Here is a 13,008-nt window from a genome sequence, read left to right as displayed (position 1 = left end):
ACATGACAGAACACCAACCACGACCCGCCGCCGGCGCCCCCAGATGGACGGCGCCGGCGGCGGGCTCGTTGCGGCCCGCCACCGATCTGGTCAGGGCGACCCAGCAGCTCCTGACCGGCGGACCGCGTCAACTCGACACCACCGCGCTGCGTGACGCGCTGCTGGATCTGCACGAATTCTGGCTCGGCACAAAGGCAACCGAGATCGGGATCACGGCAACGAGTGGATTCGCCATCGTTGCGACCGGCGGTCTGGGTCGCGGTGAGCTGTTGCCGTACTCGGATCTCGATCTGATGCTGCTGCACGACAACATGCCCGCCGACGTCGTCAGCCAGGTCGCCGAATTGCTCTGGTATCCGTTGTGGGACGCCAACATTCGGCTCGACCACAGTGTGCGGACCGTGCCCGAGGCGCTGAAGGTCGCCGGTGAGGACATCTCGGCCGGGCTCGCGATGCTCGAAGTCCGCCACATCGCCGGGGATGCGGATCTGTCGTCGCTGCTCGTCGGTGGTGCGCGCAGGCAGTGGCGCACCGGAATCGCCCCGCGCTTCGCCGAACTCGTCGACCACACACAGGCGCGGTGGCGCCGCAGCGGCGAGATCGCCCACCGTGCCGAACCGGACCTCAAATCAGGCCGCGGCGGACTGCGCGACGTCCAGCTGCTCAACGCGCTGGCCATCGCCCAGCTGGCCGACGTGTATCCCAGCCCGGCGCTCGCCTCCCCGACGGGCACGCTGGGCGGGGCGCACCTGGCGCTGCTGAACGTGCGCACCGAACTGCACCGGATCTCGGGCCGCGGTCGCGATCTGCTGCTCGCGCAGTACGCCGACGAGATCGGCGCGGCACTGCGCATCGGCGACCGGTTCGACCTGGCCCGCATGCTCTCCGACGCGGCCCGGACCATCAGCTACTACGTGGACGCCGGATTGCGCACCGCCGCCAACGCGCTGCCGCGCCGCGGGTTCGCCGCGCTGCGCAGGCCCGTCCGCCGGCCGCTCGACGAAGGTGTCGTCGAGTACGCGGGGGAGGTCATCCTCGCCCGTGACGCCCGCCCGGCGCGCGACCCCGGGCTGATCCTGCGGGTCGCGGCGGCGTCGGCCACCACCGGGCTGCCGATGGCCGTGTCGACGCTGAGCCGGCTTGCCGAAACCGCTCCCGAACTGCGTACGCCGTGGCCGCGTCAGGCGCTCAAGGATCTGCTCGTGATGCTCGCGGTGGGCCCGGCCGTGGTGTCGACCATCGAGGCGCTGGACCGCACCGGACTGTGGGGGCGGCTCTTCCCCGAATGGGGTGCGGTGCGCGACCTTCCGCCGCGCGATGTGGTGCACATTTGGACGGTGGACCGTCATCTGGTCGAAACCGTCTCGTGGGCAAGCGCTTTCACCACCCGTGTATCACGCCCGGACCTCCTGGTGCTTGGCGCGCTGTGTCATGACATCGGCAAGGGACGCGGCGGCGACCACAGCGTCATCGGTGCCGAACTCGCCGATCAGATCGGCACGCGGCTCGGGCTGTGGCCCTCGGACATCGACGTGCTGTCGAAGATGGTGCGCTACCACCTGCTGCTGCCCGACACTGCGACCCGGCGCGATCTGCAGGATCCCAAGACCATCGACGCCGTGGTGCACAAACTCGGCGGCGACCTGGTGCTGCTGGAACTGCTCCACGCGCTCGCCGAGGCGGACTCGTTGGCCACCGGGCCGGGGGTGTGGGGTGACTGGAAGGCCTCGCTGATCGGTGACCTGGTGCGGCGATGCCGACTGGTGATGGCGGGCGAGCCGCTGCCCCAACCCGATCCAATCGACCCACGCCACCTCGAACTGGCCGGTGCGGTAAGTGTCCACGTCGAGCTCACTCCTGCCGACAGCCCGCACATCCACCAGGTGACGATGATCGCGCCCGACCGGCGCGGACTGCTGTCGAAGGCCGCAGGTGTGCTCGCGCTGAATTCGCTGCGGGTGCACTCCGCCTCGGTGAACAGCCATCAGGGCTCGGCCGTCAACACCTTCGTGGTGTCCCCGCACTTCGGTGCGCCACCGGCGGCCGAACTCCTGCGCCAGCAGTTCATCCTGGCGCTCGACGGGGAACTCGACGTGCTGGCGGCGCTGGAGCGGCGCGAACGCGAGGCCGCCCAGTACGGCACATCCCGGGCGGGGGAGATCCTGGCCGCGGTCCCGGCCAACCACGTCCCGGCCCCGCCCCGCGTGCTGTGGTCCACTGGCCAGTCACCGAGCGAGCTCGTCGTACAGATCCGCACCATCGACCGCACCGGACTGCTGGCGAGGTTGACCGCGGTCTTCGAACGCGACGGTGTCGACATCGCCTGGGCGAAGGTGACCACGCTGGGGTCCTCGGTGGTCGACGTGTTCGGCATCGCGGTGCCGGCACTGGCCGCCGGGAGCGACTCCGACGGCCAGGCGATCCGGACTGAACTCGAACGCGATCTCTACGCGGTGCTGCCCACCCCGCCGCCGCCTCCCAAACCGGCCGAACGCGCGAGCTGAGCCGCGGATGAGCGTTTCGCGGCAGGGAAGTTAGGCTGGACGCCGTGTTCGAATCCTTGTCCGACCGGTTGACCGGTGCCCTGCAGGGCCTGCGCACCAAAGGCCGGTTGACCGATGCCGACATCGACGCGACGACCCGGGAGATCCGGCTTGCGCTGTTGGAGGCCGACGTCTCCCTGCCCGTGGTGCGCGCGTTCGTGGCGCGCATCAAGGAACGCGCCAAGGGCGCCGAGGTCTCCGGGGCGCTGAACCCCGCCCAGCAGGTCGTCAAGATCGTCAACGAGGAGCTCGTCGGCATTCTCGGGGGTGAGACCCGTCCGCTGGCGTTCGCCAAGACCCCACCGACGGTCATCATGCTTGCCGGCCTGCAGGGTTCCGGTAAGACGACGCTGGCCGGGAAGCTTGCGAAGTGGCTGAAGGGGCAGGGGCACACCCCACTCCTGGTGGCCTGCGACCTGCAGCGGCCCGGCGCGGTCAGCCAGCTCCAGATCGTCGGCGAACGCGCCGGTGTGTCGGTGTTCGCACCGCATCCGGGGACCGCTCCGGGTGCCCCGGAGGTCAAGGGAACCGCTGATCCCGTGACCGTCGCCGCCGCAGGCCTCGCCGAAGCGAGGGCGAAGCACTTCGACGTCGTCATCGTCGACACCGCGGGCCGCCTCGGCATCGACGAGGAGCTGATGGCTCAGGCGGCGGCCATCCGCGACGCCGTCGACCCCGACGAGGTGCTGTTCGTCCTCGACGCGATGATCGGCCAGGACGCCGTCACCACCGCCGACGCGTTCCGCGAGGGCGTCGGGTTCACCGGCGTCGTGTTGACCAAACTCGACGGCGACGCCCGCGGTGGCGCCGCGCTGTCGGTGCGCGAGGTCACCGGCGTCCCGATCCTGTTCGCGTCGAGTGGTGAGAAGCTCGAGGACTTCGACGTCTTCCACCCCGACCGGATGGCCAGCCGCATCCTCGGCATGGGTGACGTGCTCAGCCTGATCGAGGCGGCCGAGCAGCACTTCGACGCCGAACAGGCCGAGGCGACGGCAGCCAAGATCGGTAGCGGCGAGCTGACGCTGGAGGACTTCCTCGAGCAGATGCTGGCGATCCGCAAGATGGGCCCGATCGGCAACCTGCTCGGCATGTTGCCGGGCGCCGGCCAGATGAAGGATGCGCTGGCCGCCGTCGACGACACCCAGCTCGACCGGGTGCAGGCGATCATCCGCGGGATGACGCCCGCCGAACGAGCCGATCCGAAGATCATCAACGCCTCCCGGCGGATGCGGATCGCCAACGGTTCCGGTGTGACGGTGGCCGAGGTCAACCAGCTCGTCGACCGGTTCTTCGACGCCCGCAAAATGATGTCGCAGATGGCCGGCCAGATGGGAATGCCGTTCGCCCGCAAGAACACCCGCAAGGCCGCCAAGGGCAAGAACAAGCAGGCAGGCAAGAAGGGGCGCAAGGGGCCGACGCCGCCGAAGAACCGCAACCCGCTCGGTGCGGGCATGCCGGGGATGCCCGCGGGTTTCCCCGACCTGTCGAACATGCCGAAGGGGCTCGACGAGCTTCCGCCGGGGCTGGCCGACTTCGATCTGAGCAAGCTGAAGTTCCCCAAGAACTGACCGTGGTGGTCTCCACGCCCCTCCATGTCAGAGGGCGCAGCCTGCCCGACGAGCAGCCGGCCGAGTGGTGGATCGTCAACGGTCTGCTGAGCTCTGAGCCGGTGCGCGGCGCCGAGACGATCTTCGAGCACGGCTGGATGGTGCCCGGCCTGGTCGACGCGCACTGTCACGTCGGGCTGGGGCCGGTGCCCGGGGGTGCGGTGGGCCTCGAGGAGGCGGCCGCGCAGGCCGAGACCGAACGCGACGTCGGCGCCCTGCTGCTGCGGGACTGCGGCTCGCCCACGGACACCCGCAGCCTCGACGACCGCGCGGATCTGCCCCGGATCATCCGCGCCGGGCGCCATGTCGCCAAACCCAAGCGCTACCTCGCCGGGTACGCCGTCGACGTCGAGGACGAGACGCACCTGCCCGAGATCGTCGCCGAGCAGGCGCGCCGCGGCGACGGCTGGGTCAAACTCGTCGGCGACTGGATCGACCGGTCGATCGGCGATCTGGCCCCGCTGTGGGATGACGTGATCCTGAAGAAGGCCATCGACGCAGCGCACGCCAACGGTGCCCGGGTGACCGCACACGTCTTCGGCGAGGACGCGCTGCCCGGACTGATCAGCGCGGGCATCGACTGCATCGAACACGGCACCGGGCTCACCGACGACACGATCGCCTTGATGGTGCAGCACGGAACCGCGCTGGTGCCGACGCTGATCAACCTCGAGAACTTCCCGGGCATCGCGGAATCGGCGGCCAAGTACCCGACCTACGCCGCCCACATGCGTGACCTCTACCAGCGGTCCTACCCGCGGGTGGCCGCCGCACGTGAGGCCGGCGTGCCGATCTACGCGGGCACCGACGCAGGCAGCACGATCGCGCACGGTCGCATCGGCGACGAGATCGACGCACTGCACGGGATCGGGATGAGCCCGACCGACGCGCTGGGCGCGGCGTGCTGGAATGCGCGCGCCTGGCTCGGCCGCCCGGGTCTGGCCGACGGTGCACCCGCCGATCTGGTCTGTTACGACGACGATCCGCGCCGCGGCGCGGCTGTCGTCAACCAGCCGGCGCTGGTGATCCTGCGGGGCAGGGCGTTCCGCTAGTAGACGTCGCGGACGTAGCGGTGGCTCTTGATCAGGTCGTTGACGTAAGCGTGGGCGCCGTCGGCGTCCAATCCGCCACAGCGGGCGACGATCTCGTGCAGGGCTGCGTCCACGTCCTTGGCCATCCGGTCGGCGTCACCGCACACGTACAGGTGTGCGCCGTCCTGCAGCCAGCTGAAGAGTTCGGCCGCGTTCTCCCGCATACGTTGCTGCACATACGGTCTCGCCGCGGTATCGCGCGAGAACGCCAGATCGAGGCGGGTCAGGGTGCCCGACTCCGCGAACGCGTGCAGTTCGTCACCATAGAGGAAGTCGGTGGTGCGGCGACGGTCCCCGAAGAACAGCCAGGACCTGCCGGGCGCGGCGGTCGCTCGGCGTTCCTGCAGGAACGCCCGGAACGGTGCGATGCCGGTCCCGGGGCCGATCATGATGATCGGCACGTCACCGGCGGGCAGTCGGAAGGCGTGGTTGGGGCGCAGGTGCACCGTGAGGGTGTCGCCGCGTTCGGCCAGGAAGGTCGAGGCCACACCGCCGTGCCTGCGGTTCCCGGCGGTGTAGCGCACCGTCGCGACGGTCAGGTGCACGCTGTCGGGGTGGACCAGGGGGCTCGAGGCGATCGAGTAGTCGCGGAACTGCAACGGGCGCAACGTGTCGACGACCTCGTCGACGCCCAGATCCGCGAGCCTGATCAGGTCGAGTACGTCCTTGCCGTACCACCACGATCCCGGCGCCGCGGTGGCCGCGACGCGCAGGGCGGCCGCTGCCTCCGGGTCGCCGGTGCGTGCGGCGACCAGCGCCTGCAACGCCCGCGATGGCGTACGGATCTCCAGGTGTTCGGTGAGCAGGGCGCCGAGGGGTTCGTCGTGATCGGGGACGGCATGGTCGGGACCGGTCCCGAGGTGGGTGAGGATGGCGTCGACCAGCTCGGGGTCGTTGGTGGCGTGCACGGCCAGCGAATCGCCTGCGCGGTAGCGGATCCCGGATCCGGTGAGGTCCATCTCGTAATGGCGGACCTCCTTGTCGGAATCCGTTGCGGTGAGCAGTCGGTTGACCGTGAGCCGGGTGGTGACGGGATGGTGGCGCTCCCGGCCGGACGGTTCGCTGCGCTCGGATGCGGGGACGGCCTCGAATGCCCTGCCGGGATCGCCGAGAGCATCCTGCAGCAGCTTCACGACGTCGGTGGTCCACGCCTTGGCGGGTTGCACGTATGAACCGTCGACATCCACGCGCTCGGCCAACCGGGTCGCGCCGAGGGCTTCCAGCCGTGCGTCGAGGAGCTTTCCGGCGTGGCAGAACAGGTCGTAGGCGGTGTCGCCGAGGGCGAGGACCGCGAAGCTCAGATGCTCGAGCCGGTGGGTCTCGGCGCTGATGGCCTCCCAGAACAGGGTGGCGTTGTCCGGGAAGTCACCGTCGCCGAATGTGGAGGTGACCACCACGAAGTGGGTGGTCGCCTGCAGGTCCGCGACGTCGACCTGGTTGAGCTCGGCCGCCTCGACGTCGATGCCGACGGCCTGGCATTCCTCGGCGAACGTCATGGCGGCGTCCTCGGCGTTGCCCATGTCGGTGCCGAAGGCAACGATCAGCGAGAAGTCCGGCCGGCCCGTCATCGATCGCTCCCTCCATCAAGTTAGGGCGACCTTACTTGGCTGAGAGCGGCGATGGTGGCGTCCCTCGTCGGAGGCCGGGTGACGGTCACCACGTGTCCATGGGAGCGGCGAGGTCGGAGTCCGCCTACCGGAGGTCGATTCTCGGCCCGGCCGGATTCGTGGCCGCGATGCGACCTTATTTTCCCTGGTCAGCTGAGCCGACCAAAGCGTCGGGGAGGGTCCGGTACAGGGGCACGAGCCGGTCCACCCCGACCATTCTCAGTGGCCGGCTGGTGGCGGGGCCTTCAGCGACGACACCGAATCGGGTCGCCGGTGCAAGCTTTTCTTGGGTGGTGATCAACAAAGTCATTCCCGCTGACGCCAGGAACTCCAGTGTCGACAGATCCACGATCAGCGCTGTGGGCTCGTGTCGGGCTGCGGCCTGGATGGCTTCGGTCAGCGCAGGAGCGGTCAGCATGTCCAGGTCTCCCGAGACCGTGAGTACCACGGTCCGCTCCACCCAGCTCTGCTCGATTGCCAAGGCGTCGCCGTGGGCGAGACTGCAATCGACTGTTTCGTCGTCCATCTCCATCGTGTCCCATCGGTGCCGAATCGGTTCTGGTCGCACAACAGAGATCGACCCAGATTGCGCGAATGGTCGATCTTTGTTGTGCACGGGTGGGCCTACCTCGACCGGACCGACCTGCGTCCACCGACGCGCAGCCAGATCGCGAGGACGATGACGGCACCGATGACGGAGCCGATGATCCCGGACGGCTGGAAGAATCCCTCCGCACCGTCCTTGTGGAACAGCAGGTACCCGAGCAATCCGCCGACGAATGAACCGACGACCCCGAGGGCGATGGTCATCGGGATCGACAAGTTCTGCTTGCCCGGAATCAGCAGGCGCGCAATAGCGCCGGCGATGAGTCCGATGACGAGGAGGCTGATGATGAGTCCGATCATGGCTGTGAGCCTTTCCGGGTGAGCGCCGACGGTGCGCTTCGATCGGTACGGCCGGGCGGTTGCTCGGCACTGACGTCAGTTCAACACCCCTAAGGGGGGTGGTGCTACACCCCTAGGTAGGTAGTCTTCAATTCATGGCACCACCGACCCATTCGCCGATCACCGTCGCGCTCGTCGACGACTACGACGTCGTGCTGATGGGCGTGGCCAACATGTTCGACCGGTATCGCGATCGTGTGCTCGTGGCAGAGCTCGACGCCAACATGGGTGTGAAGGACGCGGTCGACATCGTCCTCTACGACTCTTTCGCCCAGCCCGAGTCCGATCACGACGAGATCGCCGTCCTGGTCGCCAATCCGCGCGCCCGCCGAGTCGTGGTCTACACGTGGAACTTTCATCCCGATCTCATTGCCAGCGCCCGGCAACACGGTGCCCACGGGTACCTGTCCAAGACGCTGCCGGCGCGAGAACTGGTCGCCGCTCTCGAGGCGGTGCACGCCGGAGAGACCGTCATCAGCGACGTCCCGCCGCGGGCCCGTAGTGCTGTTGGACTCGACTGGCCCGGTCGCGGCGAGGGACTCAGTGACCGGGAGGCTGAGATCCTGGCCCTCATCACCCAGGGCAAGAGCAACGCCGACGTCGCGGCGTTGACATATCTCAGCCCCAACACCGTCAAGTCGTACATCCGCACCATCTACCGCAAGATCGGGGTGGCGAGCCGCACCCAGGCCGTGTTGTGGGGCGTCGATCACGGCTTCACGCCCGATTACAACCGCATCGACCACTGGAAGGGTGGGCCCTGACATAGCGGCACGCTCGAGGCGAGCAAAGTGCGCGCCTAGGCCTGGCCGAACCCCCAGTCGAACAGGCCGATCGCCTGGCCGTACAGGTCGCCGGTCCCGTACATCTGCACCACCGCGAGGCGGCGGCTACCTCGTTGCGCCGCACCGACATACGTCTTGCGGGCGAGGTTGGTGTAGCCCGTCTTGCCGGCGAGGTCACCGGGATAGCGGGTGAGCAACTCGTTCTGATTGGTGATCGTCTTACCGGGGAACTGGGCCGACGGGGCGCGCATGATCTGGGCGATCAACGGATAGGCCAGCGCGGCCCGCAACATCGCCGCGAGATCGTGAGGGGTGGTGACCGACTCCCATCCTGGACCGTCGAGTCCGGACGGCGAGGAGGCCCTGGTGGCCCTGGCGCCGACGGCCGCGGCCTTGCGGTTCATCGCCGCGACCGCGGATCGCTGACCGCCGAGCATGTCGGCGAGCATGTTGGCGGCGTCGTTACCCGACACCATCAGCAGCGCCGCGAGCAGCTGGCGGGTGGTGTAGGGCTGGCCGGGTGCGAGCCCGACACAGGAACACTCCACCTCGGTGTGGGATGTGTTGGCCCGGGCGAAGTTGTCGGGGGACAGGTGGTCGAGGACGACCATTGCCAGCAGCACCTTGATGGTGCTCGCGGGGGCATGGCGTTCATACGGGTTGCGGCTGGCGAGGATTCGGCCCGTGTCGAGGTCGGCGAGGAGCCACGCCTGTGCGGGCCCCTCCGGGAGCGTGAGCGCGCCCGCCGGTTGTGGTTGCGCGACCGCGGCCTTGGGTACGGCCACCCCGACCGACGACAAAGTCAACGCGAGCGCGCATCCCGCGATGAGCGTTCGCGACCACCGACTCGAACGCGAACAGGCCACGGCGCCAGAGCCTAACGGCGCCTACGCCTCGAATCGGTCTCGAAAGCGTTGCGGCTCAATGACATCGTGTTTGGAACGACCTCAGAGTGCACCGACATTCGCGCTGCGGTCCAGCGCGAAGCCCCAGTCCAGCAGGCTGGCCGCCTGATCCCAGTACGTGGGTCCGCCCTCTTTGACCAGCCCGTGCATCAGCGCGACCACCAGCCGCCTGCCATCGCGCTGCGCCGCGCCGACGAAGGTCTTGCGGGCGATGTCGGTGAAGCCCGTCTTTCCCCCGATGGCTCCGGGATAGCGGTGCAGCAGCTCGTCCTGGTTGACCAGGACGACGTCGCCGGTCTTGGCCGGGAACACCGCCGTCGGCATGGCGGTGATGTGCGCGAACACCGGATCGGCCATCGCCGCGCGGAAGATCACGGCCAGATCGTGCGGGGTGGACCAGAACGGCATCCCCGGCCCGTCCAATCCGGACGGTGTCACGACGTTGGTGCCATGGGCGCCCAGCGCGGCGGCCCTGGCGTTCATCTTCGCCACCGCGACGTCGGTGCCGCCCAGCATGCGGGCCAGCGTGTTGGCCGCGTCGTTGCCCGACACCAGCAGCAGCCCCTCGAGCAGTTGGCGTGCGGTGTAGGTGCGGCCGGGTGCCACCCCGGCGCAGTTGCACTCGACCCTGGTGTCCGCTTCGTCGGCGACGATCGTCGCGTCGAGCGGCACCTCGGCGAGGACGACCTGGGCGAGCAGCGTCTTGATCGTGCTCGCCGGTGCGTACCGAACGTCGTCGTTGCGGCCGGCGAGCACCTGACCGGTGTCCATGTCGGCGACGATCCACGCCTCGGCGGGTCCCACGGGGATGGGCACCGAGCCGACCGGCTGGATGTCGATGTCGGCGCTCGCGACCGGAGCGACGGCGACGCTGAGCGCGGCCAGGACGGCGGCGAACACGATGGCGAGCCTCTGCATGGGCGGAGCCTAATCGTGTTCAATCGAGCAATGTTGAGCCTGGCGGAAATCTCGGACCGGCTGGAGATCCAGCAGCTGATGGTCGACTACTCCTCGGCGATCGACCAGCGCCGGTTCGACGACCTCGACGGGGTGTTCACGCCGGACGCCTACATCGACTACCGCGCCACCGGCGGCATCGACGGCCCCTACCCCGACGTGAAGAAGTGGTTGGCCGACGTGCTGCCCAACTTCCCGGCGTATTCACACCTGGTGGGCAACTTCGACGTCACGGTCTCCGGTGACACCGCGACGTCGCGGACCATCTGTTTCAACCCGATGGTGATGGGCGGGGACGCCGGCCAGGTGTACTTCGTCGGCATTTGGTACGTCGACGAGTTCGCCCGCACCGCGGACGGTTGGCGGATGACGCGGCGCGTCGAGGAGAAGTGCTTCGACAAGCTGGTGTGATCGTCAGCCCGCCCGTTGCGCGGTGATCGTGTGCCGTGGCATCCGGCCGTCGGTCCTGCTCTCGACCGTCACCGCCAGGCCGGCGGCCTCCAGCACCGCGACGATGTCGGCCACCGGACGCAACCGGAATCCGTAGGGCGTCATCGGTAGCGCTCGCATGGCGTCCGGATCGCCCACCCCGATGGCGGCCCGGCGCCCGGGCCGCAGTGTCCGCGCGAGCTCGGTCCCCACGGCGTCCAGGTCGTCGATGAAGTACACGGTGTTGACGGTGATGGCGGCGTCGAGGCTGGCGTCGTCGAAGGGCAGCGCGGTGAGCGAGCCCCGGGTCAGCCGCAACCGGTCACTGTCGAGGTCGTGGCGGAAGGCCCGCCGCGCCCTGTCGAGCATGTCGTCGGAGATCTCGACACCGTGGACCGTGCCGCCGGTGCCGACGGCGTCGACGAGCAGTCGCAACCCGGCACCCCCGCCGAAGCCGATGTCGGCGGCGACCCCGCCGGCCGGCACCTGCGCCGCCGCGACGGCCGTCGCGATCGCCTGCCCGTTCCCGCGGTTGAGCGCGCCGGCGACCACTCCGCCGAGCGCGCCGTGCGGACGGCCCAGCTGTCCGGCAAGGTTGGTGAGCAGTCGCTGACGAAGTGAGGCCATGTCTCGAGTGTGCCGCGTCGAGCGATTTCCGGCCGGAGGCGCTGGTCTGGCACAATGGTCGGCTGTCCGCCCGCGACTCCGGCCGTGGGGTGGTCACACACGCGAGGCAAAACCGGATCGGGCAATTCCGCCCGCATCGCTGAATTGCGGCGTGGCAACTCATAGGAGAACGCTTCACCATGGCTGTCAAGATCAAACTGACCCGTCTGGGCAAGATCCGCAACCCCCAGTACCGCATCGCGGTCGCCGACGCGCGCACCCGCCGCGACGGCCGCTCCATCGAGGTCATCGGCCGTTACCACCCCAAAGAAGAGCCCAGCCTCATCGAGATCGACTCGGAGCGGGCCCAGTACTGGCTCGGCGTCGGCGCCCAGCCCACCGAACCCGTCCTTCAGCTGCTGAAGATCACCGGCGACTGGCAGAAGTTCAAGGGTCTGCCGGGCGCGGAGGGCACGCTGAAGGTCAAGGAGCCCAAGCCCAGCAAGCTCGATCTGTTCAATGCCGCGCTGGCAGAGGCCGAGGGCGGCCCCGGCGCCGAGGCCACTCAGCCGAAGAAGAAGAAGGCGCCCGCGAAGAAGGCGGCTTCCGACATCGAGGCGACCGCCGACCCCGCCCCGCAGGCCGACAAGTCCGAGCCCGCCGCTGAGGGCGAGGATGCCACCATCGCCGGCGCCACCGCAGGCTCCTCGGACGAGCCCGCGCCGGCCGAGAGCTGAGCCCGGACGTGAGCTCAGTCGTCGTCGACGCCGTCGAGCACCTCGTCCGCGGGATCGTCGACAACCCCGATGACGTGCGCGTGGATCTGGTGACCAACCGCCGCGGCCGCACGGTCGAGGTGCACGTGAACCCCGAGGACCTGGGCAAGGTCATCGGCCGGGGCGGTCGCACCGCGACCGCGCTGCGCACCCTGGTCGCCGGGATCGGCGGACGGGGTATCCGCGTCGACGTGGTGGACACCGACCAATAGCGAACGAACGGCGTTCATGGACCTCGTAGTCGGGCGGGTCGTCAAGGCGCACGGCGTCACCGGTGAACTGGTGGTCGATGTCCGCACCGACGATCCTGACAGCCGGTTCACCCCGGGTGCGCAGCTGCGCGGGAGGCCGTCGAAGGGCGGTGCGGAGCGGCACTTCGTGATCGACGCCGCGCGCCCGCACGGCGGCCGGCTGCTGGTGCGACTCGACGGGGTGGCCGATCGTGCCTCCGCCGATGCGCTGCGCGGAATCCTGTTCCTCGTCGACACCGGAGAGCTTCCGCCCATCGACGATCCCGACGAGTTCTACGACCATCAGCTCGAAGGGCTGCGCGTGCGCACCGTCGCCGGTGCGGACATCGGCACGGTGGCCGAGGTTCTGCACACAGCGGCCGGTGAACTGCTGTCGGTGAAGACGCCCGAAGGAGCCGAGGTGCTTGTGCCGTTCGTCACGGCGATGGTCCCGCGGGTGTCGCTCACCGAGGGGCTGGTGGAGATCGATCCGCCCGAGGGTCTGCTGGATCTGGAGTAGCAGGGTG

The 13,008-nt window shown here is 68.9% G+C and carries 14 protein-coding genes; 8 read left to right on the top strand and 6 right to left on the bottom strand.

Features of this window, described 5'->3' with window-relative positions:
• The first annotated feature begins 2 nt into the window (after positions 1-2).
• Genes I7X18_RS18280 through I7X18_RS18270 form a run of 3 tightly spaced genes read left to right on the top strand, consistent with a single transcriptional unit; the run spans position 3 to position 5,202 of the window.
• A complete protein-coding gene (locus I7X18_RS18280) occupies positions 3-2,504 on the top strand; it encodes a [protein-PII] uridylyltransferase (protein WP_193043456.1) in 2,502 nt (833 codons plus the stop codon).
• 44 nt (positions 2,505-2,548) lie between these two features.
• On the top strand, positions 2,549-4,111 hold the full coding sequence (ffh, locus tag I7X18_RS18275; protein WP_193043455.1) for a signal recognition particle protein: 1,563 nt from the start codon (positions 2,549-2,551) through the stop codon (positions 4,109-4,111).
• Positions 4,108-5,202 (top strand): amidohydrolase family protein, encoded by a 1,095-nt coding sequence (locus tag I7X18_RS18270; RefSeq protein ID WP_193043987.1) that lies wholly within the window; start codon positions 4,108-4,110, stop codon positions 5,200-5,202. Before ffh ends, I7X18_RS18270 begins: the two co-directional genes overlap by 4 nt.
• Here the strand turns inward: I7X18_RS18270 and I7X18_RS18265 are convergent.
• The 3 genes from I7X18_RS18265 to I7X18_RS18255 form a co-directional block, all read right to left on the bottom strand.
• Positions 5,199-6,809: a diflavin oxidoreductase gene (locus tag I7X18_RS18265; RefSeq protein ID WP_193043454.1), complete on the bottom strand. Its 1,611-nt coding sequence runs from the start codon at positions 6,807-6,809 to the stop codon at positions 5,199-5,201. The two genes, I7X18_RS18270 and I7X18_RS18265, sit on opposite strands and share 4 nt — an antisense overlap.
• Positions 6,810-6,984: 175 nt before the next feature.
• On the bottom strand, positions 6,985-7,380 hold the full coding sequence (locus tag I7X18_RS18260; protein ID WP_226862592.1) for an STAS domain-containing protein: 396 nt from the start codon (positions 7,378-7,380) through the stop codon (positions 6,985-6,987).
• A gap of 92 nt (positions 7,381-7,472) precedes the next feature.
• On the bottom strand, positions 7,473-7,754 hold the full coding sequence (locus I7X18_RS18255; protein WP_193043453.1) for a GlsB/YeaQ/YmgE family stress response membrane protein: 282 nt from the start codon (positions 7,752-7,754) through the stop codon (positions 7,473-7,475).
• 134 nt (positions 7,755-7,888) lie between these two features.
• Here I7X18_RS18255 and I7X18_RS18250 point away from each other — a divergent pair, with 134 nt between their 5' ends.
• Positions 7,889-8,557: a response regulator transcription factor gene (locus I7X18_RS18250; protein ID WP_193043452.1), complete on the top strand. Its 669-nt coding sequence runs from the start codon at positions 7,889-7,891 to the stop codon at positions 8,555-8,557.
• A 35-nt stretch (positions 8,558-8,592) separates the two neighbouring features.
• Here the strand turns inward: I7X18_RS18250 and I7X18_RS18245 are convergent, their stop codons facing one another.
• Both I7X18_RS18245 and I7X18_RS18240 read right to left on the bottom strand, forming a co-directional pair.
• Positions 8,593-9,444 carry a D-alanyl-D-alanine carboxypeptidase family protein gene (locus tag I7X18_RS18245; protein ID WP_404822699.1) on the bottom strand — a complete coding sequence of 284 codons (852 nt, stop codon included), beginning with the start codon at positions 9,442-9,444 and terminating at the stop codon, positions 8,593-8,595.
• 81 nt (positions 9,445-9,525) lie between these two features.
• Positions 9,526-10,401, bottom strand: a complete 876-nt coding sequence (locus I7X18_RS18240) for a D-alanyl-D-alanine carboxypeptidase family protein (RefSeq protein WP_193043451.1) — start codon at positions 10,399-10,401, stop codon at positions 9,526-9,528.
• Positions 10,402-10,431: 30 nt separating this feature from the next.
• On the opposite strand from I7X18_RS18240, the gene I7X18_RS18235 reads away from it, so the two are divergent.
• Positions 10,432-10,851, top strand: a complete 420-nt coding sequence (locus I7X18_RS18235) for a nuclear transport factor 2 family protein (protein ID WP_193043450.1) — start codon at positions 10,432-10,434, stop codon at positions 10,849-10,851.
• 3 nt (positions 10,852-10,854) lie between these two features.
• On the opposite strand, the gene I7X18_RS18230 is transcribed toward I7X18_RS18235, so the two are convergent.
• Complete coding sequence (locus I7X18_RS18230; RefSeq protein ID WP_193043449.1) at positions 10,855-11,496, bottom strand: class I SAM-dependent methyltransferase; 642 nt, start codon at positions 11,494-11,496, stop codon at positions 10,855-10,857.
• Positions 11,497-11,675: 179 nt separating this feature from the next.
• Here I7X18_RS18230 and rpsP point away from each other — a divergent pair, with 179 nt between their 5' ends.
• Genes rpsP through rimM form a run of 3 tightly spaced genes read left to right on the top strand, consistent with a single transcriptional unit; the run spans position 11,676 to position 13,001 of the window.
• Entirely contained in the window at positions 11,676-12,212 is a 537-nt protein-coding gene (gene rpsP / locus I7X18_RS18225) for a 30S ribosomal protein S16 (protein WP_193043448.1), read from the top strand.
• An 8-nt stretch (positions 12,213-12,220) separates the two neighbouring features.
• Positions 12,221-12,463, top strand: coding sequence for an RNA-binding protein (locus I7X18_RS18220; RefSeq protein ID WP_193043447.1), 243 nt, complete (start codon positions 12,221-12,223; stop codon positions 12,461-12,463).
• 16 nt (positions 12,464-12,479) lie between these two features.
• Complete coding sequence (gene rimM, locus I7X18_RS18215; protein ID WP_193043446.1) at positions 12,480-13,001, top strand: ribosome maturation factor RimM; 522 nt, start codon at positions 12,480-12,482, stop codon at positions 12,999-13,001.
• Positions 13,002-13,008 lie beyond the last annotated feature (7 nt).

It is taken from the genome of Mycolicibacterium baixiangningiae, from assembly GCF_016313185.1.
GTDB lineage: Bacteria > Actinomycetota > Actinomycetes > Mycobacteriales > Mycobacteriaceae > Mycobacterium > Mycobacterium baixiangningiae.
Note: the sequence above shows the minus strand (reverse complement) of the source record. Positions and strands in the feature narration are given on the sequence as shown.

Coding starts and splice junctions, on each gene's coding strand:
- I7X18_RS18265 (WP_193043454.1), bottom strand. CDS start 6,809: ATGACGGGCCGGCCGGACTTCTCGCTGATCGTTGCCTTCGGCACCGAC.
- rimM (WP_193043446.1), top strand. CDS start 12,480: ATGGACCTCGTAGTCGGGCGGGTCGTCAAGGCGCACGGCGTCACCGGT.
- rpsP (WP_193043448.1), top strand. CDS start 11,676: ATGGCTGTCAAGATCAAACTGACCCGTCTGGGCAAGATCCGCAACCCC.
- I7X18_RS18260 (WP_226862592.1), bottom strand. CDS start 7,380: ATGGAGATGGACGACGAAACAGTCGATTGCAGTCTCGCCCACGGCGAC.
- I7X18_RS18280 (WP_193043456.1), top strand. CDS start 3: ATGACAGAACACCAACCACGACCCGCCGCCGGCGCCCCCAGATGGACG.
- I7X18_RS18250 (WP_193043452.1), top strand. CDS start 7,889: ATGGCACCACCGACCCATTCGCCGATCACCGTCGCGCTCGTCGACGAC.
- I7X18_RS18240 (WP_193043451.1), bottom strand. CDS start 10,401: ATGCAGAGGCTCGCCATCGTGTTCGCCGCCGTCCTGGCCGCGCTCAGC.
- I7X18_RS18235 (WP_193043450.1), top strand. CDS start 10,432: ATGTTGAGCCTGGCGGAAATCTCGGACCGGCTGGAGATCCAGCAGCTG.
- I7X18_RS18255 (WP_193043453.1), bottom strand. CDS start 7,754: ATGATCGGACTCATCATCAGCCTCCTCGTCATCGGACTCATCGCCGGC.
- I7X18_RS18230 (WP_193043449.1), bottom strand. CDS start 11,496: ATGGCCTCACTTCGTCAGCGACTGCTCACCAACCTTGCCGGACAGCTG.